Annotated in this window: 21 protein-coding genes; 12 read left to right on the top strand and 9 right to left on the bottom strand. The window is 72.8% G+C overall.

What is annotated here, in order from left to right:
- The first annotated feature begins 171 nt into the window (after positions 1-171).
- The 3 genes from VFZ92_RS01735 (at position 172) to VFZ92_RS01725 (ending at position 3,688) form a co-directional block, all read left to right on the top strand.
- Positions 172-939, top strand: a complete 768-nt coding sequence (locus tag VFZ92_RS01735) for a hypothetical protein (protein ID WP_330873862.1) — start codon at positions 172-174, stop codon at positions 937-939.
- Entirely contained in the window at positions 936-1,979 is a 1,044-nt protein-coding gene (locus tag VFZ92_RS01730; RefSeq protein ID WP_330873861.1) for a nucleotidyltransferase domain-containing protein, read from the top strand. The genes VFZ92_RS01735 and VFZ92_RS01730 overlap by 4 nt, the downstream gene beginning before the upstream one ends.
- Positions 1,980-2,056: 77 nt before the next feature.
- The gene (locus VFZ92_RS01725; RefSeq protein ID WP_414719787.1) at positions 2,057-3,688 is read left to right on the top strand and encodes a GMC oxidoreductase; all 1,632 of its coding nucleotides are present in this window, start codon (positions 2,057-2,059) and stop codon (positions 3,686-3,688) included.
- A gap of 24 nt (positions 3,689-3,712) precedes the next feature.
- Here VFZ92_RS01725 and VFZ92_RS01720 read toward each other — a convergent pair whose 3' ends face one another.
- The 3 genes from VFZ92_RS01720 to VFZ92_RS01710 form a co-directional block, all read right to left on the bottom strand.
- Complete coding sequence (locus VFZ92_RS01720) at positions 3,713-4,192, bottom strand: carboxymuconolactone decarboxylase family protein (protein WP_330873860.1); 480 nt, start codon at positions 4,190-4,192, stop codon at positions 3,713-3,715.
- Entirely contained in the window at positions 4,189-5,268 is a 1,080-nt protein-coding gene (locus tag VFZ92_RS01715; RefSeq protein WP_330873859.1) for a dihydrodipicolinate reductase, read from the bottom strand. The genes VFZ92_RS01720 and VFZ92_RS01715 overlap by 4 nt, the downstream gene beginning before the upstream one ends.
- A gap of 130 nt (positions 5,269-5,398) precedes the next feature.
- Positions 5,399-6,385: an aminoglycoside phosphotransferase family protein gene (locus VFZ92_RS01710; RefSeq protein ID WP_330873858.1), complete on the bottom strand. Its 987-nt coding sequence runs from the start codon at positions 6,383-6,385 to the stop codon at positions 5,399-5,401.
- A 160-nt stretch (positions 6,386-6,545) separates the two neighbouring features.
- On the opposite strand from VFZ92_RS01710, the gene VFZ92_RS01705 reads away from it, so the two are divergent.
- Positions 6,546-6,992: a hypothetical protein gene (locus tag VFZ92_RS01705; protein WP_330873857.1), complete on the top strand. Its 447-nt coding sequence runs from the start codon at positions 6,546-6,548 to the stop codon at positions 6,990-6,992.
- Between the two features lie 50 nt (positions 6,993-7,042).
- Here the strand turns inward: VFZ92_RS01705 and VFZ92_RS01700 are convergent, their stop codons facing one another.
- Together VFZ92_RS01700 and VFZ92_RS01695 are read right to left on the bottom strand one after the other, a co-directional pair.
- The gene (locus VFZ92_RS01700) at positions 7,043-9,745 is read right to left on the bottom strand and encodes a DHA2 family efflux MFS transporter permease subunit (protein ID WP_330873856.1); all 2,703 of its coding nucleotides are present in this window, start codon (positions 9,743-9,745) and stop codon (positions 7,043-7,045) included.
- Complete coding sequence (locus tag VFZ92_RS01695; protein ID WP_330873855.1) at positions 9,742-10,263, bottom strand: MarR family winged helix-turn-helix transcriptional regulator; 522 nt, start codon at positions 10,261-10,263, stop codon at positions 9,742-9,744. The genes VFZ92_RS01700 and VFZ92_RS01695 overlap by 4 nt, the downstream gene beginning before the upstream one ends.
- A gap of 540 nt (positions 10,264-10,803) precedes the next feature.
- Here VFZ92_RS01695 and VFZ92_RS01690 point away from each other — a divergent pair.
- Positions 10,804-12,597 carry a glycosyltransferase gene (locus tag VFZ92_RS01690; protein WP_330873854.1) on the top strand — a complete coding sequence of 598 codons (1,794 nt, stop codon included), beginning with the start codon at positions 10,804-10,806 and terminating at the stop codon, positions 12,595-12,597.
- A 274-nt stretch (positions 12,598-12,871) separates the two neighbouring features.
- Here the strand turns inward: VFZ92_RS01690 and VFZ92_RS01685 are convergent, their stop codons facing one another.
- Together VFZ92_RS01685 and VFZ92_RS01680 are read right to left on the bottom strand one after the other, a co-directional pair.
- Positions 12,872-13,309, bottom strand: a complete 438-nt coding sequence (locus VFZ92_RS01685; RefSeq protein ID WP_330873853.1) for a nitroreductase family deazaflavin-dependent oxidoreductase — start codon at positions 13,307-13,309, stop codon at positions 12,872-12,874.
- A 284-nt stretch (positions 13,310-13,593) separates the two neighbouring features.
- Complete coding sequence (locus VFZ92_RS01680) at positions 13,594-14,271, bottom strand: class I SAM-dependent methyltransferase (RefSeq protein WP_330873852.1); 678 nt, start codon at positions 14,269-14,271, stop codon at positions 13,594-13,596.
- Positions 14,272-14,360: 89 nt separating this feature from the next.
- On the opposite strand from VFZ92_RS01680, the gene VFZ92_RS01675 reads away from it, so the two are divergent.
- The 5 genes from VFZ92_RS01675 (at position 14,361) to VFZ92_RS01655 (ending at position 18,807) form a co-directional block, all read left to right on the top strand.
- On the top strand, positions 14,361-15,266 hold the full coding sequence (locus VFZ92_RS01675; protein WP_330873851.1) for an NAD(P)H-binding protein: 906 nt from the start codon (positions 14,361-14,363) through the stop codon (positions 15,264-15,266).
- Entirely contained in the window at positions 15,263-16,015 is a 753-nt protein-coding gene (locus VFZ92_RS01670) for a type II CAAX endopeptidase family protein (RefSeq protein WP_330873850.1), read from the top strand. The genes VFZ92_RS01675 and VFZ92_RS01670 overlap by 4 nt, the downstream gene beginning before the upstream one ends.
- Positions 16,016-16,583: 568 nt before the next feature.
- The gene (locus tag VFZ92_RS01665) at positions 16,584-16,976 is read left to right on the top strand and encodes a GntR family transcriptional regulator (protein ID WP_330873849.1); all 393 of its coding nucleotides are present in this window, start codon (positions 16,584-16,586) and stop codon (positions 16,974-16,976) included.
- The gene (locus VFZ92_RS01660; protein WP_330873848.1) at positions 16,973-17,848 is read left to right on the top strand and encodes an ABC transporter ATP-binding protein; all 876 of its coding nucleotides are present in this window, start codon (positions 16,973-16,975) and stop codon (positions 17,846-17,848) included. The genes VFZ92_RS01665 and VFZ92_RS01660 overlap by 4 nt, the downstream gene beginning before the upstream one ends.
- Positions 17,845-18,807 carry an ABC transporter permease gene (locus VFZ92_RS01655; RefSeq protein WP_330873847.1) on the top strand — a complete coding sequence of 321 codons (963 nt, stop codon included), beginning with the start codon at positions 17,845-17,847 and terminating at the stop codon, positions 18,805-18,807. The genes VFZ92_RS01660 and VFZ92_RS01655 overlap by 4 nt, the downstream gene beginning before the upstream one ends.
- A gap of 45 nt (positions 18,808-18,852) precedes the next feature.
- On the opposite strand, the gene VFZ92_RS01650 is transcribed toward VFZ92_RS01655, so the two are convergent.
- The gene (locus VFZ92_RS01650) at positions 18,853-19,377 is read right to left on the bottom strand and encodes an AMIN-like domain-containing (lipo)protein (RefSeq protein ID WP_330873846.1); all 525 of its coding nucleotides are present in this window, start codon (positions 19,375-19,377) and stop codon (positions 18,853-18,855) included.
- Positions 19,378-19,591: 214 nt separating this feature from the next.
- On the opposite strand from VFZ92_RS01650, the gene VFZ92_RS01645 reads away from it, so the two are divergent.
- Positions 19,592-20,551, top strand: coding sequence for a DUF7669 domain-containing protein (locus VFZ92_RS01645; protein ID WP_330873845.1), 960 nt, complete (start codon positions 19,592-19,594; stop codon positions 20,549-20,551).
- A 63-nt stretch (positions 20,552-20,614) separates the two neighbouring features.
- Complete coding sequence (locus VFZ92_RS01640) at positions 20,615-20,848, top strand: hypothetical protein (protein ID WP_330873844.1); 234 nt, start codon at positions 20,615-20,617, stop codon at positions 20,846-20,848.
- A 4-nt stretch (positions 20,849-20,852) separates the two neighbouring features.
- On the opposite strand, the gene VFZ92_RS01635 is transcribed toward VFZ92_RS01640, so the two are convergent.
- Positions 20,853-21,644, bottom strand: a 792-nt coding sequence (locus VFZ92_RS01635; protein WP_330873843.1) for a tetratricopeptide repeat protein, incomplete at its 5' end; no start/stop codon positions are given.

Raw genomic sequence — 21,644 nt, 5'->3', positions numbered from 1 at the left:
GGTCCACCGCCCCGGCGTCGGTGAGCGGGGTGGGCCCCGCGCGCACCGGGTCGACGCCTGCCACCGCGCACACCGCCGTCGCCGGTCGTCCGGCCGGGACGTCCCCGGTGCGGTGGCCGCCCTAGCAGGATGGGCGATGTGGCCGGGCGCGCACCCGGACAGGCTCGGGCGATGCGTTGCCACATCGCGTTCCTGGGGATCGACGGCGCCGGGAAGTCGACGCTCGCGTCCGCCCTGGCGACCCGGCTGCGGCAGGAGGGCGAGCGGGTGCGGCTGGTCTCCCTCAAGGACTACCTGCGGGCCGACTCCGACGTCCCGCTGCTGCGCACCGTGTACCGCTCGGCCCTCCAGGCGGCGTACGCGGGCGCGAGGACACCCGGCGGCGACCCGGCGCTGCCGCTGGTGCCCGCCGACGTCGAGGACCCGGACGAGGCCCTGGGGTCGATCCCGGTGGCCTCGAACGACCCGGCCTCGATCCTGGCGGCCGGGCTGCTGGGCGTGTCCGCCGAACTCCTGCTGCACCAGCTCGTCGTGGCGCCCGCGCTGGCCGGGGGCGAGGTGCTGGTGCAGGACGGCCACGGGCTGAAGACCGCCGTGAAGGCGGCGCTGATCGCCGAGGCGGCGGGCGGGGACGGCACCCGTTTCCTCGGTTACGCCACCGAGGTGCTCCCCCGGCCGACGCTCGGGGTGTTCGTCCGCGGCGAGCCCGCGCTGGCCTCCCGGCGGCGGCTGGCCCAGCACGGCCGGTTCGGCTTCTCCGAGCACCTGGGCCTGGCGGGACGGCCGCGGGCGACGTTCACCTCGTTCCAGCACCGCGCGCAGCAGCTCTACGCCACCGTGGCGGCCGACCGGGGGTGGCTGACGGTCGACATGACCGACCGGCCCGTCGAGGAGAACGTCCGGGCGGCGCTGTCCCTGATCGGCGAGGAGCTGGCGTGACACCGGACCGCGGGTTCACCGCGCGGCACCGGGAGGTCGCCGCGGACCTCCTCGCGACCCGCCTCCCCCACCGGGAGCGGATCGGGGCGGTCGTGCTCAGCGGCAGCCGGGCGGCGGGCCTCGGGCACGCCGAGTCGGACCTGGACGTGTACGTGCTGCTGCCCGACGAGGAGACCAGGACCGCGTTCCGGGCCCACCTGCCCCCGTCGGCGGAGCTGGAGGAGCGCTACGGCGTGCGGATCGACGTGAACCCGCTGACGGTGCCGCAGGTCCGCGGCTTCGGGGAGCGGCTGGCGGGGTTCCCGGTGCGGATCGCCGACCGCAGGGACCTGTGGGCCACCCAGTACGAGTACTACGACTGGTCGCGCACGATCCGGCTGGTCATCGGCGAGCGGGTCTTCGCCACGGCGGCGGGCCACGACCTCCTGGCCGGGCTGGACCGCACCGTGCTGCGGCGGTGGCTGATGGCGATGTGGTCGGCGCGGCAGACCTCGCTGCTGGAGGACGCGTCGGGCGCGGTGCGGACCGGGGACCACCTGACCGCGCTGGCCGCGGCGGAGGCGACCCTGCGGTGCGCGCTGGAGGTCGCGCTGGTCGGGCTGGACGACCTCTACCTCGGCGACAAGTTCCTGTGGCGCCGGATGGCGAACCACCCGGACCTCGCGGGCCTGCTCGACGACGGAGACCTGTTCGGGCTCGGCGGGCGCGACCCGGAAACCGTGGTGCGCCACCGCCTGTGGCTGGCGGGCCACCTGTCGGCGACCACGCTGCTGTCCGCCTGGTCCGCTCCGGTGCGCGCGGTTCCCGCCCCCGCCGTGCCCGACGGCGGACCGCGGCGCAGTCCCTACCGGACGCTCCTGCGCCTGGCCGACGGCTTCGTGCTGGGCGGGCTCGACGACGGCGTGGTGATCACCGAGGAGACCGCCCGCCGCTGGTGCGCCCTCGACGGCAGACCCTGGCACGGGGAGGTCCCCCGTGAGCTGCGGCCGTTCGTCCTCGACGCCCACCGGGGCGAGTCGGGCACGGCGGCGCACTACTAGGTAGTGACTAACCACGCAAGCACCGGTATAACTTGTTCTTATAAGTCAAGAGTGAGGAACATCACATGGCCCGCACAATGACGTGTGACAATGACTCCGGGGGAATCTCCCGCCGTACCTTCATCGCTGGAACAAGTTCTATTCTGGGAGCCGTGGCCCTCACCGGCCAGGCTTCAGCGGCACCGGTGGGGGCCGCCTCCGCGCCCACCGCGATAGCCGACGCGGCCACCGTCCCCGCCCTGGTGATCGGCACCGGGTACGGCGGTTCCGTGACGGCGCTGCGCCTCGCCGAGGCGGGCGTCGACGTGCACATGGTCGAGATGGGCATGGCGTGGGACACCCCCGGCGCGGACGGCAAGGTCTTCGCCAACACGACGAACCCCGACCAGCGGTCGTTCTGGCTCCGGACCAGGACGAAGCAGCCGCTGAGCAACTTCCTGGGCTTCCCGATCGACCGGACGATCCCCCGCTACACCGGGATCCTCGACGCCGAGGACTTCAGCGGCATCACCGTCTACCAGGGCCGCGGCGTCGGCGGCGGCTCGCTCGTCAACGGCGGCATGGCCGTCACGCCCAAGCGCGAGCACTTCGGCGGCGTCCTGCCGTCGGTGGACCCGCGGGAGATGTACGACGTCTACTACCCGCGCGCCAACGCCGAACTCGGGGTCGCCTACATCGACCCGGCCTGGTTCGACACCACCGCGTGCTACCAGTACGCCAGGGTCGGCCGCAAGCACGCCCAGCGGTCCGGCTTCCCGTTCGTCTTCGTGCCCACCGTGTACGACTGGGACTACATGAAGCAGGAGGCGGCCGGGACCGCCACGAAGTCCGCGCTGGCCGGGGAGATCCTCTACGGCAACAACCACGGCAAGAAGTCGCTCCAGAAGACCTACCTCGCGAAGGTCAGGGCGACCGGCAGGGTCACCATCTCCCCGCTGCACAGGGTCACCTCGGTCGTGCCCGCGACGGGCGGCGGCTACACGGTCACCATGGACCAGCTCAACACCAACGGCGACACGGTGACCACCAAGGCCGTCACCGCGGCCAGGGTGTTCTTCGCGGCGGGCAGCGTCGGCACCAGCAAGCTGCTGGTCAAGCTGAAGTCGACCGGCGCGCTGCCGAACCTGAGCGCCGAGGTCGGCAAGGGCTGGGGCGACAACGGCAACGTCATGTGCGGCCGGGCCAACCACCTGTGGGACCCGACCGGCGACCTCCAGTCGTCCATCCCCACCGCCGGGATCGACAACTGGGCGGCCGGGGGCGCGTTCGCCGAGGTCGCGCCGCTACCGACCGGGATCGAGACCTACGCCTCGTTCTACCTGTCGATCACCAAGAACACCCACCGCGCCGAGTTCTCCTGGAACGCCGCCGCGGGCAGGGTCGACCTGAACTGGCAGACCGCGTGGAAGCAGCAGTCGATCGACGCCGCCAAAACGATCTTCGACAAGATCAATTCCAAGGAGGGGACGATCTACCGGACCGACCTGTTCGGCGTCTACAAGATCTGGGGCGACCACCTGACCTACCACCCCCTCGGCGGCGCCGTGCTGAACAGGGCCACCGACAACTACGGCCGCCTGCACGGGTACGCCGGTCTCTACGTCGTCGACGGCGCGCTGATCCCCGGCAACACCACCGTGAACCCGTTCGTCACCATCACCGCTCTCGCCGAGCGGAACATCGAGAAGATCATCGCCACCGACCTGTGACGGTGGTCCGGGGCGAACCCCGCCTCAGGGCTTGGGCAGCACGCACGCCGCGTCGAGGCCCAGAACGCGGTTCAGCCTGCCGAACGCGAGCCAGGCGCCGATGCTCATGCTCAGCTCCACGATCTCCACCTGGCCGTAGTGCGCGGTCATCCGAGACCAGAACTCGTCGTCGAGACCGTGGTGATCCAGTGCGTACCGCTCGGCGTACTCCGCGGCCAGCCTGGTGCGGTCGTCGAAGGCGTCGGTGGTGCGCCACTGGGTCACCGCGTCGGCGAACCCCTCCTCGACCTTCTGACCGTCCCGGTCGGTCCGCCAGTCCAGGCAGAACAGACACCCGTTGATCTGCGCGATCCGCAGCCGCGCCGCCTCGAACTCGCGCAGCCCCAAGGTGGTGTGGCTGTACACCGACAGCGAGAAGTTGGAGGCGGCGACCCCGATGCCGGGGACCATCTCGCCCCACACGTAGCCGATGGGGTCCTTGCCCGGCGGGATGTCGACGTTCATCGCGGTGTCCTTCCGATCTTGCCCGCCGCGGGGCGGAGCGGGACGTCCAGGGCGTCGTACAGTCCGGGATCGGCTTCCACGAGCCAGTCGACGGCGTTCACCAGGCGGCCGACCGCGGTCGCGTTGCCTCCCGCGGACCGGTTCTCGCCCTCGTCGTCGGCCTCGATCGAGACCTCGATGCGCGGACGGCCCTCGATGATCACCTTGTGCGCGCCGGAACCGGAGGGCGGCAGCGGCCAGTCCGTCGCGCACGACGGGTGGATGCGCGTGACGTGCTCGACGACGATGCGCGGCTCACCGCCGACGATGCCCTGCACCTCGAACCGGACCGCGCCCTGCGTGCCCGCCTCGAACTCGCCCATGGTCCTGGTGGTCACCGTGTCGTCGAGCGCGCGCCGGTCCACGGTCTCGCGGATCTCGTCCAGCTCGACGCCCAGCGCCCTGGCCATCAGCCGGATCTGCCCGCCCCACACCATCGTCGGGACCGTCTCCATCAACATCGGCGCCTGGTAGTCCATCGGCTGGCCGAAGCCGATCAGGAACCGCACCGCGTCGGGCTGGTCGTAGGTGGAGTAGTCGAAGACCTCCTGGCAGCGGATCCCGTCCACGACGCTGCCCAACCCGCTGACCAGCAACGGCATCACGTCGTTCGCCCAGCCCGGATCCACACCGGAGACGAACAGCGAACCCCCGCCCGCCTCGACGGCGGCCAGCACCGGGTCCCTCAGCTCCGGCGGGGCGCCGTGCCGGTCGTAGAGCGCGTACAGCGAGGGCGTGACGACCACGGCACCGGCCCGGATCGCCCTGGTGATGTCGGCGAGGGCGTCGTCGGGCCGGATGTCGCCGGACGCCGCGTACACCACGGCACCGGGGCTCGCGGCCAACACCGCGTCGACGTCGTCGGTCGCCGCGATCCCGAGTTCCACGTCGAGTCCGGCGAGGTCGCCCGCGTCGCGGCCGACCTTGTCGGGGTTGTGGACGAGCACGGCGGCCAGTTTCAGCGCTGGATGGGCGTCGACGGCGCGAATCGCGGCACGACCGACGTTCCCGGTACCCCACACCACTGTGGCGATCATGTGTTGCAGGCTAACGACATCACGCTCCCGTGCATACCGCCGCGGCGATCCCGGTCCGATGTCCACCCGCGGGGAGCAGTGGCGGCCGTCCGCGAAAACCTCCGCCGCTCCTGGGGTGTCGGGCCGGTCGTCACCGGGCCGCCGCGGCGAGCCCGCCCGCCGCGCGGAGGTACGGTTCCGCCTCCCCGTCGTGGCCGAGTCCCAACAGGAACAGCCCGGTGGAGACCACCTCGGTGACCGCCCACTGCCGGACGGCCTCCGGGTCGACCCCGGCCAGCCGACCCAGGTGCCGGCAGCCCCGTGCCATCGTCTCGACCGCCCGCCGCGGGTCGCTCGCCGCGAGCCCGTCGATCCACTCCCGCACACCGCGGGCCAGGACCACGCCGAGGTCGTGCGCGGGTTCGGAGGCGAGCCCCTCCGGGTCGACGAGCCGGAAGCCTGCACCCGCTCCCCGCAGGGCGTTGAACGCGTGCACGTCGCCGTGCACGAGCACCGCCCGGCCGGGGTCGGCGGCGGCCTCGCGGGCGGTGGCGCAGGCGACGGCCAGGTCCACGACCGCCTCGGGGCACGGGCGGGCCAGCGCCTCCCACGTCGAGGGGATGAAGTCCACGTGCCAGCGGGCCGCCTCCGCACCGTCGGGGAACCGGCCGTCGTCCGGGACCGGGCGCCACCCGCGGGCGGCGGTGCGCGCCAGCGCGTCCACCTGGCTCTCGACGGTCCAGCCCAGGTCCGCCATCGGTGGGCCGAGGCGTTCGAGCAGCAGGGCCTGGCGCGGGACGTCGTGGCGGAGCAGCCCGACGTACGGGTCACCGCCCGCCAGCAGCAGGGCGGACAGCACCCGGTCGAAGGGGGCGAACGCGTCGATCCCCGGCGGGATCGACACCTTGAGCACGACCGGCGTGCCCGCGCGCGTCACCGCCTCGGCGACGTACGCGGCCTGACCACCCTCCAGCGGCGCGCCGACGGTGATCGACCAGTCGGCCTCCAGGCTCGCGACCAGGGCGGGCAGGTCGGCCAACCACGCCCGCCCGACGGCACCCAGCGCCCGCGCCGACCGCGCGAGCCGGTCGGGGACGACGGCAGGTGCTCCGTGCCGAGGATCTCCTTGGTGGGACATGGCTTCCCCGTTCCGGCGGGACGAACCGGCGGCCCGCCCGGCTGCCGCCCGCGGGCGGTCCTGGTGCGCGCGGCGGCGGAACAGCGCACGCGACCACCGTAGCCGATGTCCGGCGCACCGACTTGACCTCTACTTTGGTCGAGGTCTTAGCGTTCTTCGCATGACGCGACCACCCATGCAGCCACCCGCTGATCAGCCGATCGGGTTCTGGACCTTCCGCGCGGGAGAGGCGATCCGCGCCCGCATCCGCGGCGCCCTGGAGGAGAGCGGGGTGGCACAACCGGAGTGGTGGGTGCTCCACCAGCTCTCCCGGTACCCGGACGGCGTCGACCGGGCCGTGGTGGTCGAGACGATCGGGTCGAACGACACCCCGGCCGCCATCGAGTCGGCCATCGACGGGGCGGTCGAGAAGGGCTGGATCCGGGTCGACGGCGCGGCGCTGCACCTGTCGGAGGTCGGGACCGAGCGGTTCGAGCGCGCCGCCGCCGTGCAGAAGGTGCTGCACGAGGAGCGGATGCGGGGCATCACCACCGAGGAGTACGCGACCACCATCTCCGTGTTGCAGAGGACGATCACCAACGTCGGCGGCGAGGCCTGGCACTGGTGACGGCGGTCGGGGCGCGCCGCGGCGCCCCCCGACCGTCCACTGTGGACGTCCTACGACCCGGCCGGGGCCCTGGCGTCGAGCGCGTGACCGAGGCGCACGTCGTGGTCGGCCTCGCCGTCCGCGAGCACCACCTCGCTGCTCGCGGGCGGGTAGCCGCTCGCGACCACCGTGTAGGCACCCGAGGGCAGGTCCCGCACGACGTACCGGCCCTCGCCGTCCGTCCACGCCACCGCGGCCACGTTGCCGTCGCGGTCGAGCACGGTGATCCGCGCGTCCGGGACGACCTTGTCGCCCACCGTCCTGGCGACGCCGGACAGCAGCACCGAGTTGAGCAGCGCGACGTCGTGGTGCAGCGCGCCGCCCGCGGGCATCGTCAGCGGCACGGCGGCCGACCGGAAGCCCGGCCCGCTGACGATCAGCGTGTACGTCCCGGCCCCGACCTCGCGGAAGGCGTAGGCGCCGTTCGCGGTGGTGATGGAGGCCCCGTTGACCTCGCCGCGGGAGTCGATCAGCGTCACGGTCACGTTCGCGACCGGAGCGCCGGTCGCGGTCGCCGTGACGGTGCCGGTCACCTCGCCCGCGCCGACCAGCGTGACGTCCACCGCCTCGGGGCCGCCGCCGACCACGACGTTCCAGGCCTGCGGCTGGTGCCCCTGCGCGGACACGATGAGGACGTAGTCGCCGGGGCCCCGGCTGCGCACGGAGTAGCTCCCGTCGGGGCCGCCTGTGCCGCGGGAGACCTGGCGGCCGAACCGGTCGAGCAGGGCCACCGCCGCGCCGGGCACGCGGGTGCCGTCCTGCCTGCGCACGTGCCCGGTCACCGGTGCCCCGTGGGCCTCCTGGCGCCGCTCCCGCGTCGGGGTGCCGAACGCGCCGTCGAAGCGGTTGAGCGGGCGCCGCCGCTGGAGCGGGGGTGCGGCTCCCCCGCGGTCGGCGGGCGGCGGTGCCTGCTCCGGGGAGCGGCGGTGGTCACCGGGCTCGAACCCCTCGGGTGCCGAGAGCCACCCGCCGATCAGGGCAGGGCCGCCGTCGGCCGCCACGGCGACCTTGATCGCCTCCATGACCTCGGTCGGCTCGTCGTCGGCCCGCGGGACGGCGATCGGCTCGACACCGGCCTGTTCGACGGGGGCGGGAGCGGCGACGGCGGGCGCGACCGCGGTCGGCTCGACACCGGTCGGGGCCGGGGCCGCCCCCGCGGCGGCGAGCGGGATCTCCTTCATGGCCAGCAGCACCAGCGTGGCCAGCAGCGCCACGGCACCCGCGACGTAGAACACGGTGGTGATCGACTCGGTGAAGCCGATCAGCACCGGGGTGCGGATCGCCTCCGGCAGGTCCCGGATGCCGCTGGTGTTGCTCGCCAGGTCCGGGAGCCGGTCCCCGGAGCCCGCGGGCACCTCGTCGCCCAACGCCCTGGTGATGTTGCCCGGCAGCACGGTGAACAGGATCGTCAGGAACACCGCGACACCGGCGGTGCCACCGATCTGGCGGAAGAACGTCGCCGACGCGGTGGAGGCACCCATGTCGCTGCGCGGGCCCGCGTTCTGCGCGGCGAGGACCAGCGTCTGCATGCACTGCCCGAGGCCGAGCCCGATGACGGCGGCGGCGACCAGCGGGTGCCACAGCGCGGAGTCGTAGTCCACCTGCGCGAAGAGGAACGAGCCGCCCGCGATCAGCACGGTGCCGAGGATCGCGAAGACCTTGTACCGCCCGGTCTTCGACGTGACCAGACCGGACAGGATCGAGCTGATCATGATGCCCGCCATGAGCGGCAGCATCAGCAGGCCGGACTTGGTCGGCGTGTGGCCCTGCACGACCTGGAGGAACTGCGGCATCATCGTGATCGCGCCGAACATCGCGACGCCGACGATGACGCTGCCCAGGATCGCCATGCTGAACGTCGAGTTCTTGAACAGCCGCAACGGGATCAGCGCCGCGTCCCGCATGCCCCGTTCGACCAGGGTGAAGGCGAGGACGCCCGCGCTGCCGACGGCGTAGCAGTAGATCGACCGCTCGTCGCCCCAGCCCCACTTCTGGCCCTGCTCCGCGACGAGCAGGAACGGCACGACCGCGACGACCAGCGTCAGCGCGCCCCACCAGTCGATCCGGTGGTCGTGCCGCTCGTGCGGCACGTTCAGCACCTTGGCGACCACGATCAGCGCGATGATGCCGATCGGGACGTTGATGAGGAACACCCAGCGCCAGCCCGCGACGCCGCCGAGGGAGTCGAAGCCCGCGAGGAGACCGCCGAGGACCGGTCCGAGCACCGTGGACAGACCGAAGACGGTCATGATGTAGCCCTGGTAGCGCGAGCGTTCGCGCGGCGGGACGATGTCCCCGATGATGGTCATCGCCAGCGACATCAGGCCACCCGCGCCGAGGCCCTGCACCGCGCGGAACGCCGCCAGCTCGTACATCGACTGCGCGAACGTCGAGGCGAGCGAGCCGCCGACGAAGATCGTGATCGCGACCAGGTAGAACGGCTTGCGGCCGTAGATGTCGGACAGCTTGCCGTAGATCGGCGTGACGATCGTCGAGGTGATCAGGTACGCCGTGCTCACCCACGCCTGGAGGTCGAAGCCGTCCAGGTCGTTGGCGATCTCGACGATCGCGGTGCCGACGATGGTCTGGTCGAGCGCCGCGAGGAACATGCCGCACACCAGGCCGCTCAGGATCGTGACGATCTGGCGGTGGGTCAGCCGCGGCGGTTCCTCCACTTCGGACACCCGCTCGCGTTCTTCGACGGTGGAAGTCATGTGGAAGCCCCCCTGGCCTGTGACACCTCGGTGTTGTCCGCGAACTGCGCGGAGTTCTTCTCGATGCCCGCGTTGAGCTTGCCGAACAGCCGGTTCAGGTTCTGGCGGTCGTCGTCCGCCCAGTCCTCCAGCACCTCGGCCAGCCACTGGTTGCGCTGCTTGCGGTTCTCCTCGAACACCCGCAGCCCCTCGGCCGTGGGCGCCAGCAGGCAGGCCCGGCCGTCCTTGGGATCGGACTGGCGTTCGAGCAGCCCGTGCTGGACCAGCAGGCTCGACTGCCTGCTGATCGTGGAGATCTCCGAGTGCAGCGACTCGGCCAGCCAGCTGGCCCGCTGAGGGCCCTCGTGGATGAGGGTGAAGAGCATCGCGTACGCCATCCGCTCGATCCCGTCCGGACCCTGCTTGATGACCTGCGACTTCGTTCTGTTGATCAGGCGGACGAAGCGCACGAGCTCGTGGCCGAGCTGGTCCGCGAGGTCCAGCTCGGCCTTCGGCCTCGCGGAGCTGTGGGGAGCCATGGTGTTCCTCCGCACGACGAGCTGTTGGTTGACGAGCGCAACTAGTTGCCGAACGCAAGGATGCACGGCGACAGCGGTGGGGGCAAATGTTCGAGCACGCGGTGGAAATGGCGAAAAACTGGCAATACCGGATGGTTGACACGAACTGCTGCCACATGGGATGGAATTCCGCATCAGCGCCGGTCATAACGTGGTGACCACGAATTCCGGAATGTGTCCGATATCAACCCTTTGTCGCGAAAGCCGTGAGCGAGGGGCCACCACCCCTATCTTGTTGACCGTTGGCGCCGTGCCGCACATCACGGCCGAGGCCCGCCCGCCGACCGGCATCGGAACCCCTGCCAGGGCATCCGCGGCGAAGGTGTCCGCAGTGCGGTTGGTCCCGCTTCATCGGGGTATGCACCCATCCGGGTAGCGATGCCCTTCCCCGACACCGAGCACTACCGACGGTGATAAGACTGGTAAACGGTCCGATTGAGCAGCCAACCGTGGCCGATCGGTCGTTTCAGGCGACCACGATCCGGAACGACGGAGGCCACCATGCTGCACGTGGACCTGACGGTGAGTTCGAGCGGTGACGTGGTGTTGGCGATGGCGGGCGAGGTGGGTCCGGCCGCGGCGGGTCTCCTCGCCGAAAGCCTCGACCGCGCCCGCGCGGCGGTCGCGGGGTCGGGCGCGATCGTGGTGGACCTGACGGGGATCCGGCTGCTGGACGACGCGGGCGTGGCCGTGCTGCTGGCGTTCGGCCGGGAGTGCGACCGGCGCGGCGTGCCGCTGCGCGTGGTGAGCGAGCACCCCGCGCCGGCCGGGCACCCCGCACCCGCCGACCACTCCGCACTGGTCGACCACGACGCCGCACCCGTCCCGGACACCGTGGCGGTGCCCGCCGCGCGGCGGCCGGAGGAGGTCGACCACCGGGCCGTCGTGGGCCAGGCACTCGGGATCCTGATGGCGGACCTGGGTCTCGACGAGGAGCGGGCGCGGGCGCGGCTGACCGAACTGGCCCGCCGCTCCGGCCTGGACGAGGTCGCCGCCTCCATCGAGGTCGTCTCCCGGACGGCGGCCCGCCCCACCGCCGCGACGCCGTCGAAGGCCTCCGCGACGCGCACGGCGCCGCGACCGCTGGAGATCGACTTCGTCGCCGCGTCGTGGGAGGCGGAGTCGACGGAGTACCGGACCCACATCGCCGACCTCGCCGCGGCGCTGAGCCGCTCGGGCCACGCGGTCACGCTGCACATCCGCCGCGACTCCCCCGAACTCCCCGACGTGGCGCGCACCCGACGCGGGTACCGGCTCGTGCGCGTGCCCGCCGGGCCGCCCTTCCCCCTGTCGCAGGAGGCCCTGCTGTCCTGCCTGGACGGGTTCGCGGCCTGGCTCGACCACCGGTGGGTCGACCACGTCCCCGACGTCGTCCACCTCCACTCGTGGATGTCGGGGCTGGCGGTCCGCGAGTGCGACGCGCCGCTCGTGCAGTCGTTCCACGGGCTCAAGGTCGCCGAGCGGCACGGGCTCCACGCGGTCGAGCGCGAGATCGGCCGGGGCGTCGGAGGCCGGGCGAACCTGGAACTGCTGATGGCGCTGGCCGCCGACCACGTCATCACCGCCAGCGGTGACGAGAAGCGGGGACTCGTGCGCAGCGGGGTGCCCGCCACGAGCGTGTCGCTGGTGCCGTGGGGCGTCGACACCGACAGGTTCAGCCCCGAGGGCCCCCGCGCCGTCCGCGGCCCGCTGCGCCGGGTGGTCGCGTTGGGCGAACTGGTGCCCCACAGCGGTTTCCGCGCGGTCGTCGAGGCGGTGGCCGGTGTTCCCGACGCCGAACTGCTGTTCGTCGGCCCCTTCCGCTCGCCCTTCCGGTACGAGACACCCGAGCTGCGCGGGCTCGCCCGGCACGCGCGCGACCACGGCGTTGCCGACCGGACGCGGTTCCTCGGGCGCGTCGAGCGCCAGGACCTGCCCGCGCTGCTGCGCTCGTCCGACATCGCGGTGCACGTGCCGCGGCACGAACCGTCGGGCATCGCCGCCCTGCGGGCGATGGCGTGCGGCGTCCCGGTGATCGCGTCGGCGGTGGACGCGCTGGCCGACATCGTGGTCGACGGGCTGACCGGCAGCCTCGTCCCGCCGCGCGCCCCGGTCGCGCTCGGCCGGGCCCTGCGGCGCCTGCTCGGCGATCCGACGCGGCGCGGGATCTACTCGGCCACGGGCGTCGACCGCGTCCGCAGCCGGTACTCGTGGAACCGCGTCGCCGCGGACGTGGCCGACACCTACCACCTCGCCGTCGGCACGGCCCGCCGCAGGTCGAGGACCGAGACCCCACGCGGGCGCGGGCAGCTCTGACCGCGCGGGCGGGCGGTCGCCGTCGGGACGACCGGGGGCCGCCCCGGAGAGGGCGCGCAGATCGGCGAAGGCTCGGAGGAGTTGCGCGTCCACACCCGGCGAGGGGTCGGGGGCCCAGGCCTGGACGGCGTGCTCGAAGGCGGCCCAGCCGGTCCGGGCGGCCGGGTGCGCGAGCCCTTCGGGGACGCCGCGCGGCCGGACGTGACGCGCACCGCGCGCGTCGGGCCGGTGCTCGGTGCACCGGCCCGGCCGCGGGTCGAGCCTCAGCGGGTGGTCAGGCGTCCTTCGGCTCCAGCACGAACACCGGGATCTGCCGGTCGGTCTTCGTCTGGTACTCCGCGTAGGACGGGAAGGCCGCCACGGCGCGCTCCCACCACTCGGCGCGCTCGTCGCCCTCGACCTCGCGGGCGGCGTAGGTCTTCGTCACGGTCCCGTCCTGCAACGCGAACTCGGGGTGCGCCTTGATGTTGTAGTACCAGGTCGGGTGCTCGGCGGCACCGCCCTTGGACGCCACGACCGCGTACCGGCCGTCGTGCTCCACCCGCATGACGGGCGTGTAGCGCAGCGCTCCGGTCTTCGCACCGCGCAGCGTCAGCAGCACGATCGGCGCTCCGAGGACCCTGATCCCCTCCGTGGTCCCCGTCTCCAGGATCTTCTTCGTCTGGTCCTGCACCCACGAGGTGGGGCTGAGTGCCACAGTTTCGTCCGACATGCCCCACCCCAACGATCGCGGGGCCTCCGTTATTCCCGACCCCCGACCTCGATCGGCGGGACTCGGTGGCGAACCGGTCGGTGCCGACCACGACGAGCAGGGCGAGCGGCGGGCACGTCAACACGCGTTGTCGATCAGGACGTCGAGGTCGCCGGACCGGGCACGGGCGAGTTCGCGGGCCGTGGTCAGGCCCGGTCCACCCGGTCGTGGGTACCGGCTCCGTTCGCCGGTCGATGACGGCCCCACCGGTGAACGGAGTCCTCGGGAGCGGAGGGAGGACGCGCTCAACCGCTGGACGGGAGGTCGTGGTCCAGCGCGTCCGGCCGTGCCTTGCGGGCGAGCAGGTTGACCTCCTGGAACTGCCTCCGGTCGGCGGGCTGGGGCTCGCGCACCATCCGCGCCACCTCGGCCAGCCCGGCCTCGCGCAGCAGCGACGAGAGGTGGTCGGGCCACCACCGGTAGGCGGGCGCGACCGCGTGGTCGAAGACCTCGGTCGGGTGGTCCGGGTCCCCGCTCGCCCAGAACCCCACCAGGAGGTGACCGCCGGGCGCCAGCACCCGGTGGAACTCCGCCAGGACGGCGGGCAGGTCCGGCGGCGGGGTGTGGATGACGGACCACCGCGAGAGCACGCCGGCCAGCGCGTCGTCCTCGATGGCGAGCGCGGCCATCGAGCCCACGTCGAACCGCAGCCGCGGGTAGGCCCGGCGGGCCAGCTCGATCATCGCGGGAGAGGCGTCGACGCCGAACACCGCCGGTCCCAGCCCGTCCAGGTGGGCGGTGACGTCGCCCGGCCCGCAGCCCAGGTCCGCGACCCTGCCGTCCCCCACGACCTCGGCGAACACGCTCAGCATCGCCCGGTCGAGCGGCCGGTCGCGCAGCGCGTCGCGGAACAGCCGCGCGTAGGTCGGGGCCGCGGCGTCGTAGGCCTCCCTGGTGGCGCGGAGGGCGTCGTCTTCGACCATGCGCGGGAGGGTAGTGCCCCGGCCGCGGGCCGGGCGGCGTGCCCGGCGCCGTTCGGCGGAACCCGGCCCGGTGCGACAGGCTGGTGGTCGTGCGCGTACTCGTGACCGGAGCGTCGGGATTCATCGGCGGCAGGCTCTGCCCCGTCCTCGTGGAGGAGGGGCACGACGTGCGCGCCATGACGCGCCACCCGGAGGACTACCGGGGCGCGGGGACGGCGGTCCGGGGCGACGTGCACGACCCGGACTCGCTGGCCGACGCGCTGGAGGGCGCCGAGGTCGCCTACTACCTGGTCCACTCGCTGGACGACCCGCGCTTCGCCGACCGCGACGCCGAGGCCGCCCGGACCTTCGCCAAGGCCGCGGCGGACGCCGGGACGCGCCGGATCGTCTACCTGGGCGGCCTGGGCAACGACTCCGACGACCTGTCCGAGCACCTGCGCAGCCGCCGGGAGGTGGAGTCGCTGCTCGCGGGCTCGGGGGTGCCGGTCACGACCCTGCGCGCCGGGATCGTCATCGGGCACGGCGGGATCTCGTGGGAGATGACCCGCCAGCTCGTCGAGCACCTGCCCGCGATGGTCGCGCCGCGCTGGGTGCGCACCCGCTGCCAGCCGATCGCCGTCGCCGACGTCGTGCGCTACCTCGTGGGGGTGCTGGGCGTGCCGGAGACCGAGGGGCGGCCGTTCGACATCGGCGGGCCGGAGGTCCTGGAGTACGCCGAGATGCTGCGCCGGGTCGCCGCGATCGAGGGCCGCCGCGTGCCGGTGCTGCCCGTTCCGCTGCTCACCCCCGGGTTGTCCTCGCGGTGGCTGGCGCTGGTCACCGACGTGGACGTGCAGACGGGGCGGTCGCTGATCGACTCGATGGCCAACGAGGTCGTGGTGTGCGACGACTCGATCCGCTCGCTGGTCCCGTTCACCCCGGCCGACTTCGACGCCGCCGTGCTCACCGCGCTGGGCGAGCGGGCCAAGGCCCGGCGCGGCGGTGACCGCGGATGACGCTGCGGCAGCGGCTGCTCGCACGGGTTCCCGCCTGGCTGGTCGAGAAGGTCCCGCGCGAGCACGACGAGCCCGACGAGGTGTTCCACAGGCGCCGCCGGGTGGTCGCCGCGACGTCGCTGGCGGGTGCCGGGCTGCTCGGCGCGTCCCTGTCGTCCACACCGGACTCGGCCCGCTTCTACGGCCTGACCGCGGCGACCGCGGCCACGTGGGTCGTCGGCGGCCTCGCGTCCGGCCCGCTGCACCTGGGCCGGGTGCGCTACCGCGACACGCTGCGCCGACCGGTCGTGACACCGGTCCTGGTGGGCGTCGGCGCGTTCGGCGTCTTCTACGGGTGCGCCCTGGTGTGCAGGCACGTGCCGTTCCTGGACCGCGCCATCTCGCGGGTCCTGCGCTACGCCGACCGCGGCTCGACGGCCCCGGTGCTGGCCACGACGCTGCTCAACGGCGCAGCCGAGGAGGTCTTCTTCCGCGGCGCGCTGTACGCGGCGGCCGGTCGACGACGTCCCGTCGTGACGTCCACGGCGGTGTACGTGCTGGCGACCACCGCGACCCGCAACCCGTCGCTGGTGCTGGCGTCGGGCGTGATGGGGGCGCTGTTCGGCCTGCAACGCCGGGCGACGGGCGGCATCCAGGCCCCGCTCATCACCCACCTGACCTGGTCGGTGCTCATGCTGCGCTTCCTGCCGCCGCTGTTCCGCCACCACGGCCTGCCGGTCGACCCGGACCTGCCGTCGGACACCGGCTGACCCTCACGCGCCGGCGGTGAGCGGGCCGCGACGGCGTTCGAGGGCGGCCCGCCCGCACCGTCACCGTCGTGAGCAACCGGGTCGCGGCGTCCGCGCGCTCCGGGAGGGCAGGGTGTTCCGCGTCCGCCGGTACGTGGACAGCGCTCACCTCCAGACGTCCGCCGCGCACGTCGTCGAGGCGGCGGGTTCGGGGTCGTCCGGAACGGGCTGAGCCTCGTTCCGACCACGCCAGGGGCGTGGCGGGCACGAACCCCGCGGCGAGCCCCGGCACCGGGAGCACGCCCCGACGGCGAACGTCCTCGGCGCAGCCGTCACGAGGCTCGACCGGGTCTCGGCCCGCCGACGGCCGCGATCGCGCTGCCCGGAAACACCCTCCCGAGCGCCGTCGCCCTGCCCTCCCACCGCCCTGACCGGGTGCGCGGCGCCGTCGTGAACTCGGCGGGCGTGGCTGACCTGACCCGGTGGTCCCGTTCCCCTCGGCGGCTCGGCTGAGCCGCTCCCCCGACTTGACGTCGACTCTGCCTATTCACCTATAGTGCTAGGTACCTAGTTAAACAGGAGCGCCCCAGTGATCGAGTTCCACTTGGACCCGAGGTCCGGCCTGTCGCCGTACCAGCAGGTGGTCCAGCAGGTGCGGCACGCGTTGCGGCTGGGCCTGCTCCAGCAAGGCGACCAGCTCCCCAAGGTGAAGGAAGTGGTCAAGGCACTGGCGATCAACCCGAATACGGTCCTGAAGGCCTACCGCGAACTGGAGCACGACGGCCTGGTGTCCGCGCGCCCCGGCGTCGGCACCTTCGTGATCGGCACCCTGGCCTCCCCCGCGCCAGAGGACCTGGCACCGCTGCGCAGCGGCCTGGCCCTCTGGCTGAAGCAGGCACGTGCGGCGGGCCTGGACGACGAGGGCATCGAAGCCCTGTTCACCACTTCCCTCCGCGACAGCACCACCGAGGAGAATCAGTGACCTCAATCGTGAGGACCTCAGCGCTGACCAAGCGCTACCGCAGGACCGCGCTCGACAACTGCACGATCGACGTCCCCGCTGGTCGGGTGACGGGCCTGATCGGGCAGAACGGCGCGGGCAAGTCGACCCTGCTCACCATCGCGGCGGGCATGCTGGAGCCGACGTCCGGCTCCATCGAGGTGTGCGGCGGAACACCGGGCAGCGGCAGGGAACAGCTGGAGAAGGTCGGGTTCGTCGCGCAGGACACCCCGACCTACTCGCAGCTGACCGTGGCAGAGCACCTGCGGATGGGCGCGGCCCTGAACCGGCGCTGGGACGCCGCGCTCGCCGAGAAGCGCGTGGCGGCCCTCGGGCTCGACCCGCGGCAGAAGGCGGGCACGCTCTCCGGCGGTCAGCGCGCGCAGCTGGCGCTCACGCTGTGCGTGGCCAAGCGGCCGGAGCTGCTGCTGCTCGACGAGCCCGTGGCCGCGCTGGACCCGTTGGCGCGCAGGAACTTCCTCAGCGACCTGATGGAGGTCGTCGCGGACACCGGCATGAGCGTGGTCCTGTCGTCGCACCTGATCGCCGACCTGGAACGGGTCTGCGACCACCTGGTGCTGCTGGTGACGGGCCAGGTGCGGATGGCGGGCGACGTGGACGACCTGCTGGCCACCCACCACCGCCTGACCGGCCCCCGGACCGAGCGCGAGGAGGTGCCCGGCGCGCACGTGCTGCACGCGAGCCACACCGAGCGGCAGACGACCCTGCTGGTGCAGGCGGACAACCCGATCGACGATCCCCTGTGGACGGTGAGCGACGTGTCCATCGAGGACCTCGTGCTGGCCCACATGGAAGCCGCGCAGTCCGCGCGGGCACTGGAGGTGGCACGATGACCTGGTTGACCCTGCGGCAGTTCCGCGTCCAAGGCATCGCCATGGTGGGTCTGGTGGGAGCGCTGGCGGTGCTCTTCGCCGTCGCGGGCAAGGCGGGCCCGGCCCCCAGCACGCTCGTGAACTCCCTGTACTACGTGGGGAACATCGCGATCTTCGTGCTCCCCGCGCTGCTCGGCGCGTTCTGGGGCGCGCCGATGGTGGCGCGCGAGGTGGAGGCGGGCACCCACAGCCTGGCGTGGAACCAGGGCATCACGCGGGGGCGGTGGCTCGCGACGAAGGTCGTGCTCGTGGGCGGTGCGGCCGCGCTGCTCACCGGCCTGGCGAGCCTCGCGGTGACCTGGTGGGCCGGCGGCGCGTCGCAGGAGGCGATGGGCCGCCTGCTCCCGGTCACGTTCGGCGCGCGCGGCGTGGCGCCCGCGGGCTACGCGCTGTTCGCGTTCTCCCTCGGTCTGGCCGCGGGGATCCTGCTGCGCCGGGTGCTCCCGGCGATGGCCGTGACGCTGGCCGTGTTCCTCGCGGTGCAGATCGCCGTGCCGGTCGTGGTGCGCGACCTGCTGCTGCCCACCACGCAGGAGACGGTGGCGATCACCCCGCAGAACATGGAGTACGTCTACCTGGTGAACGCGGGCCGCCCCGAGGACGGGGTGCGGGAGGTGGGTGTCCGCGGTCCGGAGAACGCGTGGGTGATCGACAACACGCTGGTGGACGCGGCGGGCAACCCGACCGCGGTGCCGCCGGTGCTGGCCTCGTGCATGATCAAGCTGCACACGACCGGGGTCGCCAGGGACGAGTTGGAGACGTGCCTGGCGAAGACCTCCGAGGCGGGCTACCGGCAGCGCGTGACGTACCACTCGGCGAGCAGCTTCTGGCCGTTGCAGTGGACGGAACTCGGGCTGTTCCTCGTGCTGAGCGGCGGCCTGGTCTGGTTGTCGTTCCGCAGGATCCGCAAGGTCCACTGACCGGTGCGGTGGGCCGCGGCGACGCGGCCCACCACCCGTGCGGGCTCACCAGGTGTGCGCGACGTCCACCACCAGTTTGTCGGTCAGGGTGAACGCGCGGAACGGCAGCCGCGCCCGCACGCCGAGCCCGACCATCGTCTGCCCCTCGAACGACCCCGCCCACGCGACCTGCCGGAACGTCCGGTACCCGGCCACGTCCACCAGTTCATCGCGGTTGGCGTAGGTGTAGGTCGGGTTGAACGACTCGTCGTACGCGGGCGAGTGCGCGACGATCCGCAACTTGGCCCCACCGCGGAGCGGCACGAGTCTGCCCGATCCGTCCTCGTGCACGTCGCTCACGTAGTCGACCTGGAACCCCTCGCTGGTACCCCGGAAGTCGAACACCACCCGGTCGTAGCAGTCGTGCCGCCCGGCCCGCAGGTCGGTCATCTCCCCGGTCGCGCCGGGCGCGGCCACCTTCGCCGCCGACCCCCACGCCGTGTCGCAGACCGACTCCGCCGAGGCCGCCGCGGGCACCCCCACGACCGCCGAGGCCAGTACCGCAACCAGCAGGACCGCTTTGCTCACCATCACCGTCACCCCTCTGCTGAACGAGTCGAGAACTCGACCCTGCCAAGGTGACGCCTGCCACGTCCGAGGGTTGCTCACAAATCCTGATGGCATCGATCCCCATAGCCCTGCCCTATCGGCGGGATGTCGCGAACCCGGAACAGGACGTCGCGGCGGCTAACGCTCCACCGCCGGGGAACGACGTGGAATAGGTGGTGCGAATGGGAAGCACGTGATGCCCGCGGCAGCCGGTGGCGGCCCGCGCGCGCGGCCGTGGTGGCTTGACGCGGTGTGGACGGCGGTAGCCGCCGAGCTGCGGGGCCACCTGCGAAGCGGACTGCGCGGGGTGCTCACGGAGGACGTGGTGCGGTTCTCCACCGCACGAGCCTTGGTGGCGGCGGGTGTCGACGCGACCGGGCTGCGGGTCGAGGCACCGCACCCGACGTTGAAGGGCTCGCGGGTCGACCTGGTGGTGGGACGGGATCGTCCGGCGGCGCTGGTCGAGTTCAAGTTCCCCCGAGAACCGAACGGGTGGAACGCCCCGTGGACGATGACCATGGGCGAGGTCCTCAAGGACTTCTACCGGCTGGCCGCCTACCCCGGCGAGGTCGACCGGATCTTCGTCTACGTCGAGGGAGCCCGCCTGCGCGGGTACATGGCGGGCGTCGCGAGGCGGCACGGAATCGACCTGGACACCGACACCGTCACGCTGACCCCCGCTGCCATCGCGAGCCTGCCCGCGACGGCGTCGATCGCCGTCGGCACCGACCTGACCAAGCATCCCGTCACCGCGACGCGTTTCGCACTCATCCCGGTCGACGACACCCTCCGCCTGGCCGTCTACCACGTCGACCCGCAGGTCGACAGCGCGAGCGCGAGCAGGCCCGACCTGGGTCGGTGGCCGAACCCGGTCGCCGCCGCGCCGCCGCCGCCGAGTTCTGCCGCCGCTCGGGCAGGTGCGCGCCGGGAGATCCTCGACGCGGTGCGAGCCGTGCTCGGCAGGTCCGGCGCGTCCACCTTCACGCTGGCCGAGATCGTTGCCGAGATGACCAGGCGGCACAGCGGCTACGCCGAGTCCACCGTCCGCACCATGGTCACCTCGCACCTGTGCCGCGACGCCCCGGACCACGCTTCCACCACCTACGACGACCTGGAACGAGTGAGCCGAGGCGTCTACCGTCTGGCGAGGGACTGACCGTCGCGTGGAATCGCGACGCAGGAGCCCGTCCGCAAGCGGTTCGGAGGCGATCGCCTCTCCGTGCACGGCGCGATCGCACACCACCTGCCCGCCGTTCACGCCCTCGCGCACGACCCGCCACCGCTGGCCGAGCTGGTCAGCCGCATTTCCGAGGTGCACCCCCGTGCCGCGGCACCCCACGCCACCAGCTCGGTGCCGGGCCCGCACAGCCGCACGACGTCCCCCGACCCGTCGACCGCCGCCACCACCCGACTCGTCACCCCGATCACGCGCGCGGTCTCCCGCCGCCCCTGACGGCTCACGCGGTGCCCCGGCCGGCGTCCGCCGCACCGTGCAGGTCGTCGAGCTGCCGCTGCACGCGTTCCGCGTCGGCGTCACGGCCCTGTTCCCGGTACAGCTCGACCGCTTCCCGCCACGCCGCGCGCGCCTGGTCGTGGGTGCCGAGGGCGGCGTGGGGGTGGCCGAGGTTGTCGAGGGTGTTGGCGGCCTCGCTGGCGTTGCCCAGGGTGCGGTACAGGGCGAGGGCCTGGTGGTAGTGGTGGACGGCTCGCTGGTGGCGGCCGGTGTGGTGCTCGATGTAGCCCAGGCTGTCGAGGGTGGCCGCCTCGCCGTCCAGGTGGTGGTGTCGGCGGCACAGGGTCAGCGCGTTCCGGCAGTGGTCGCGGGCGGTGTCGTAGTCGCCCAGGCGGGCGGCGAACCAGCCCACCGCGTTGAGCGCCTCGGCCTCCCACACCGGGTGGTCGAGGGTGCGGTAGATGTCGAGTGCGTGGTGGACGTGCTCCAGCGCCCGCCGGTCGTCGCCCTGGGACTCCCACGCCTCCGCGATGGCGTGGTGCGTGGTGGCCCGCTGGACGGGGTCGTGGTGGTGTTCGGCCAGCGCCAGCGCCTCGTGCAGGTGGGCGACGGCCTCGTCGTGCCGTCCCAGTTCGGCGTGGGCGTCGCCGAGGAGCCGGTGGGCCGCGATGCGGTGGGTCGCGTCGGGCAGGAACGCCGCGGCGTCGAGCGCGGCCCGCCACGCGGTCAGGTCGTCGTGGCGGCGCCCGCGTCGGTGGTGGAAGGTGCCCAGGGTCCACGCCAGGTGCCACACGAC

The sequence above is a fragment of the Umezawaea sp. genome (genome assembly GCF_036375055.1).
Classification (GTDB): Bacteria; Actinomycetota; Actinomycetes; order Mycobacteriales; family Pseudonocardiaceae; genus Umezawaea.
The sequence above is the reverse complement of the archived record's forward strand: the minus strand, read 5'-3'. Positions and strand labels throughout refer to the sequence as shown.

What these genes read in the sequence shown, in the direction of transcription:
- VFZ92_RS01685 (WP_330873853.1), bottom strand. Translation starts at nt 13,309, where the DNA reads ATGTCGGACGAAACTGTGGCACTCAGCCCCACCTCGTGGGTGCAGGAC.
- VFZ92_RS01680 (WP_330873852.1), bottom strand. Translation starts at nt 14,271, where the DNA reads ATGGTCGAAGACGACGCCCTCCGCGCCACCAGGGAGGCCTACGACGCC.
- VFZ92_RS01655 (WP_330873847.1), top strand. Translation starts at nt 17,845, where the DNA reads ATGACCTGGTTGACCCTGCGGCAGTTCCGCGTCCAAGGCATCGCCATG.
- VFZ92_RS01715 (WP_330873859.1), bottom strand. Translation starts at nt 5,268, where the DNA reads ATGATCGCCACAGTGGTGTGGGGTACCGGGAACGTCGGTCGTGCCGCG.
- VFZ92_RS01720 (WP_330873860.1), bottom strand. Translation starts at nt 4,192, where the DNA reads ATGAACGTCGACATCCCGCCGGGCAAGGACCCCATCGGCTACGTGTGG.
- VFZ92_RS01645 (WP_330873845.1), top strand. Translation starts at nt 19,592, where the DNA reads ATGCCCGCGGCAGCCGGTGGCGGCCCGCGCGCGCGGCCGTGGTGGCTT.
- VFZ92_RS01695 (WP_330873855.1), bottom strand. Translation starts at nt 10,263, where the DNA reads ATGGCTCCCCACAGCTCCGCGAGGCCGAAGGCCGAGCTGGACCTCGCG.
- VFZ92_RS01710 (WP_330873858.1), bottom strand. Translation starts at nt 6,385, where the DNA reads ATGTCCCACCAAGGAGATCCTCGGCACGGAGCACCTGCCGTCGTCCCC.
- VFZ92_RS01705 (WP_330873857.1), top strand. Translation starts at nt 6,546, where the DNA reads ATGACGCGACCACCCATGCAGCCACCCGCTGATCAGCCGATCGGGTTC.
- VFZ92_RS01735 (WP_330873862.1), top strand. Translation starts at nt 172, where the DNA reads ATGCGTTGCCACATCGCGTTCCTGGGGATCGACGGCGCCGGGAAGTCG.
- VFZ92_RS01700 (WP_330873856.1), bottom strand. Translation starts at nt 9,745, where the DNA reads ATGACTTCCACCGTCGAAGAACGCGAGCGGGTGTCCGAAGTGGAGGAA.
- VFZ92_RS01725 (WP_414719787.1), top strand. Translation starts at nt 2,057, where the DNA reads ATGACGTGTGACAATGACTCCGGGGGAATCTCCCGCCGTACCTTCATC.
- VFZ92_RS01650 (WP_330873846.1), bottom strand. Translation starts at nt 19,377, where the DNA reads ATGGTGAGCAAAGCGGTCCTGCTGGTTGCGGTACTGGCCTCGGCGGTC.
- VFZ92_RS01690 (WP_330873854.1), top strand. Translation starts at nt 10,804, where the DNA reads ATGCTGCACGTGGACCTGACGGTGAGTTCGAGCGGTGACGTGGTGTTG.
- VFZ92_RS01670 (WP_330873850.1), top strand. Translation starts at nt 15,263, where the DNA reads ATGACGCTGCGGCAGCGGCTGCTCGCACGGGTTCCCGCCTGGCTGGTC.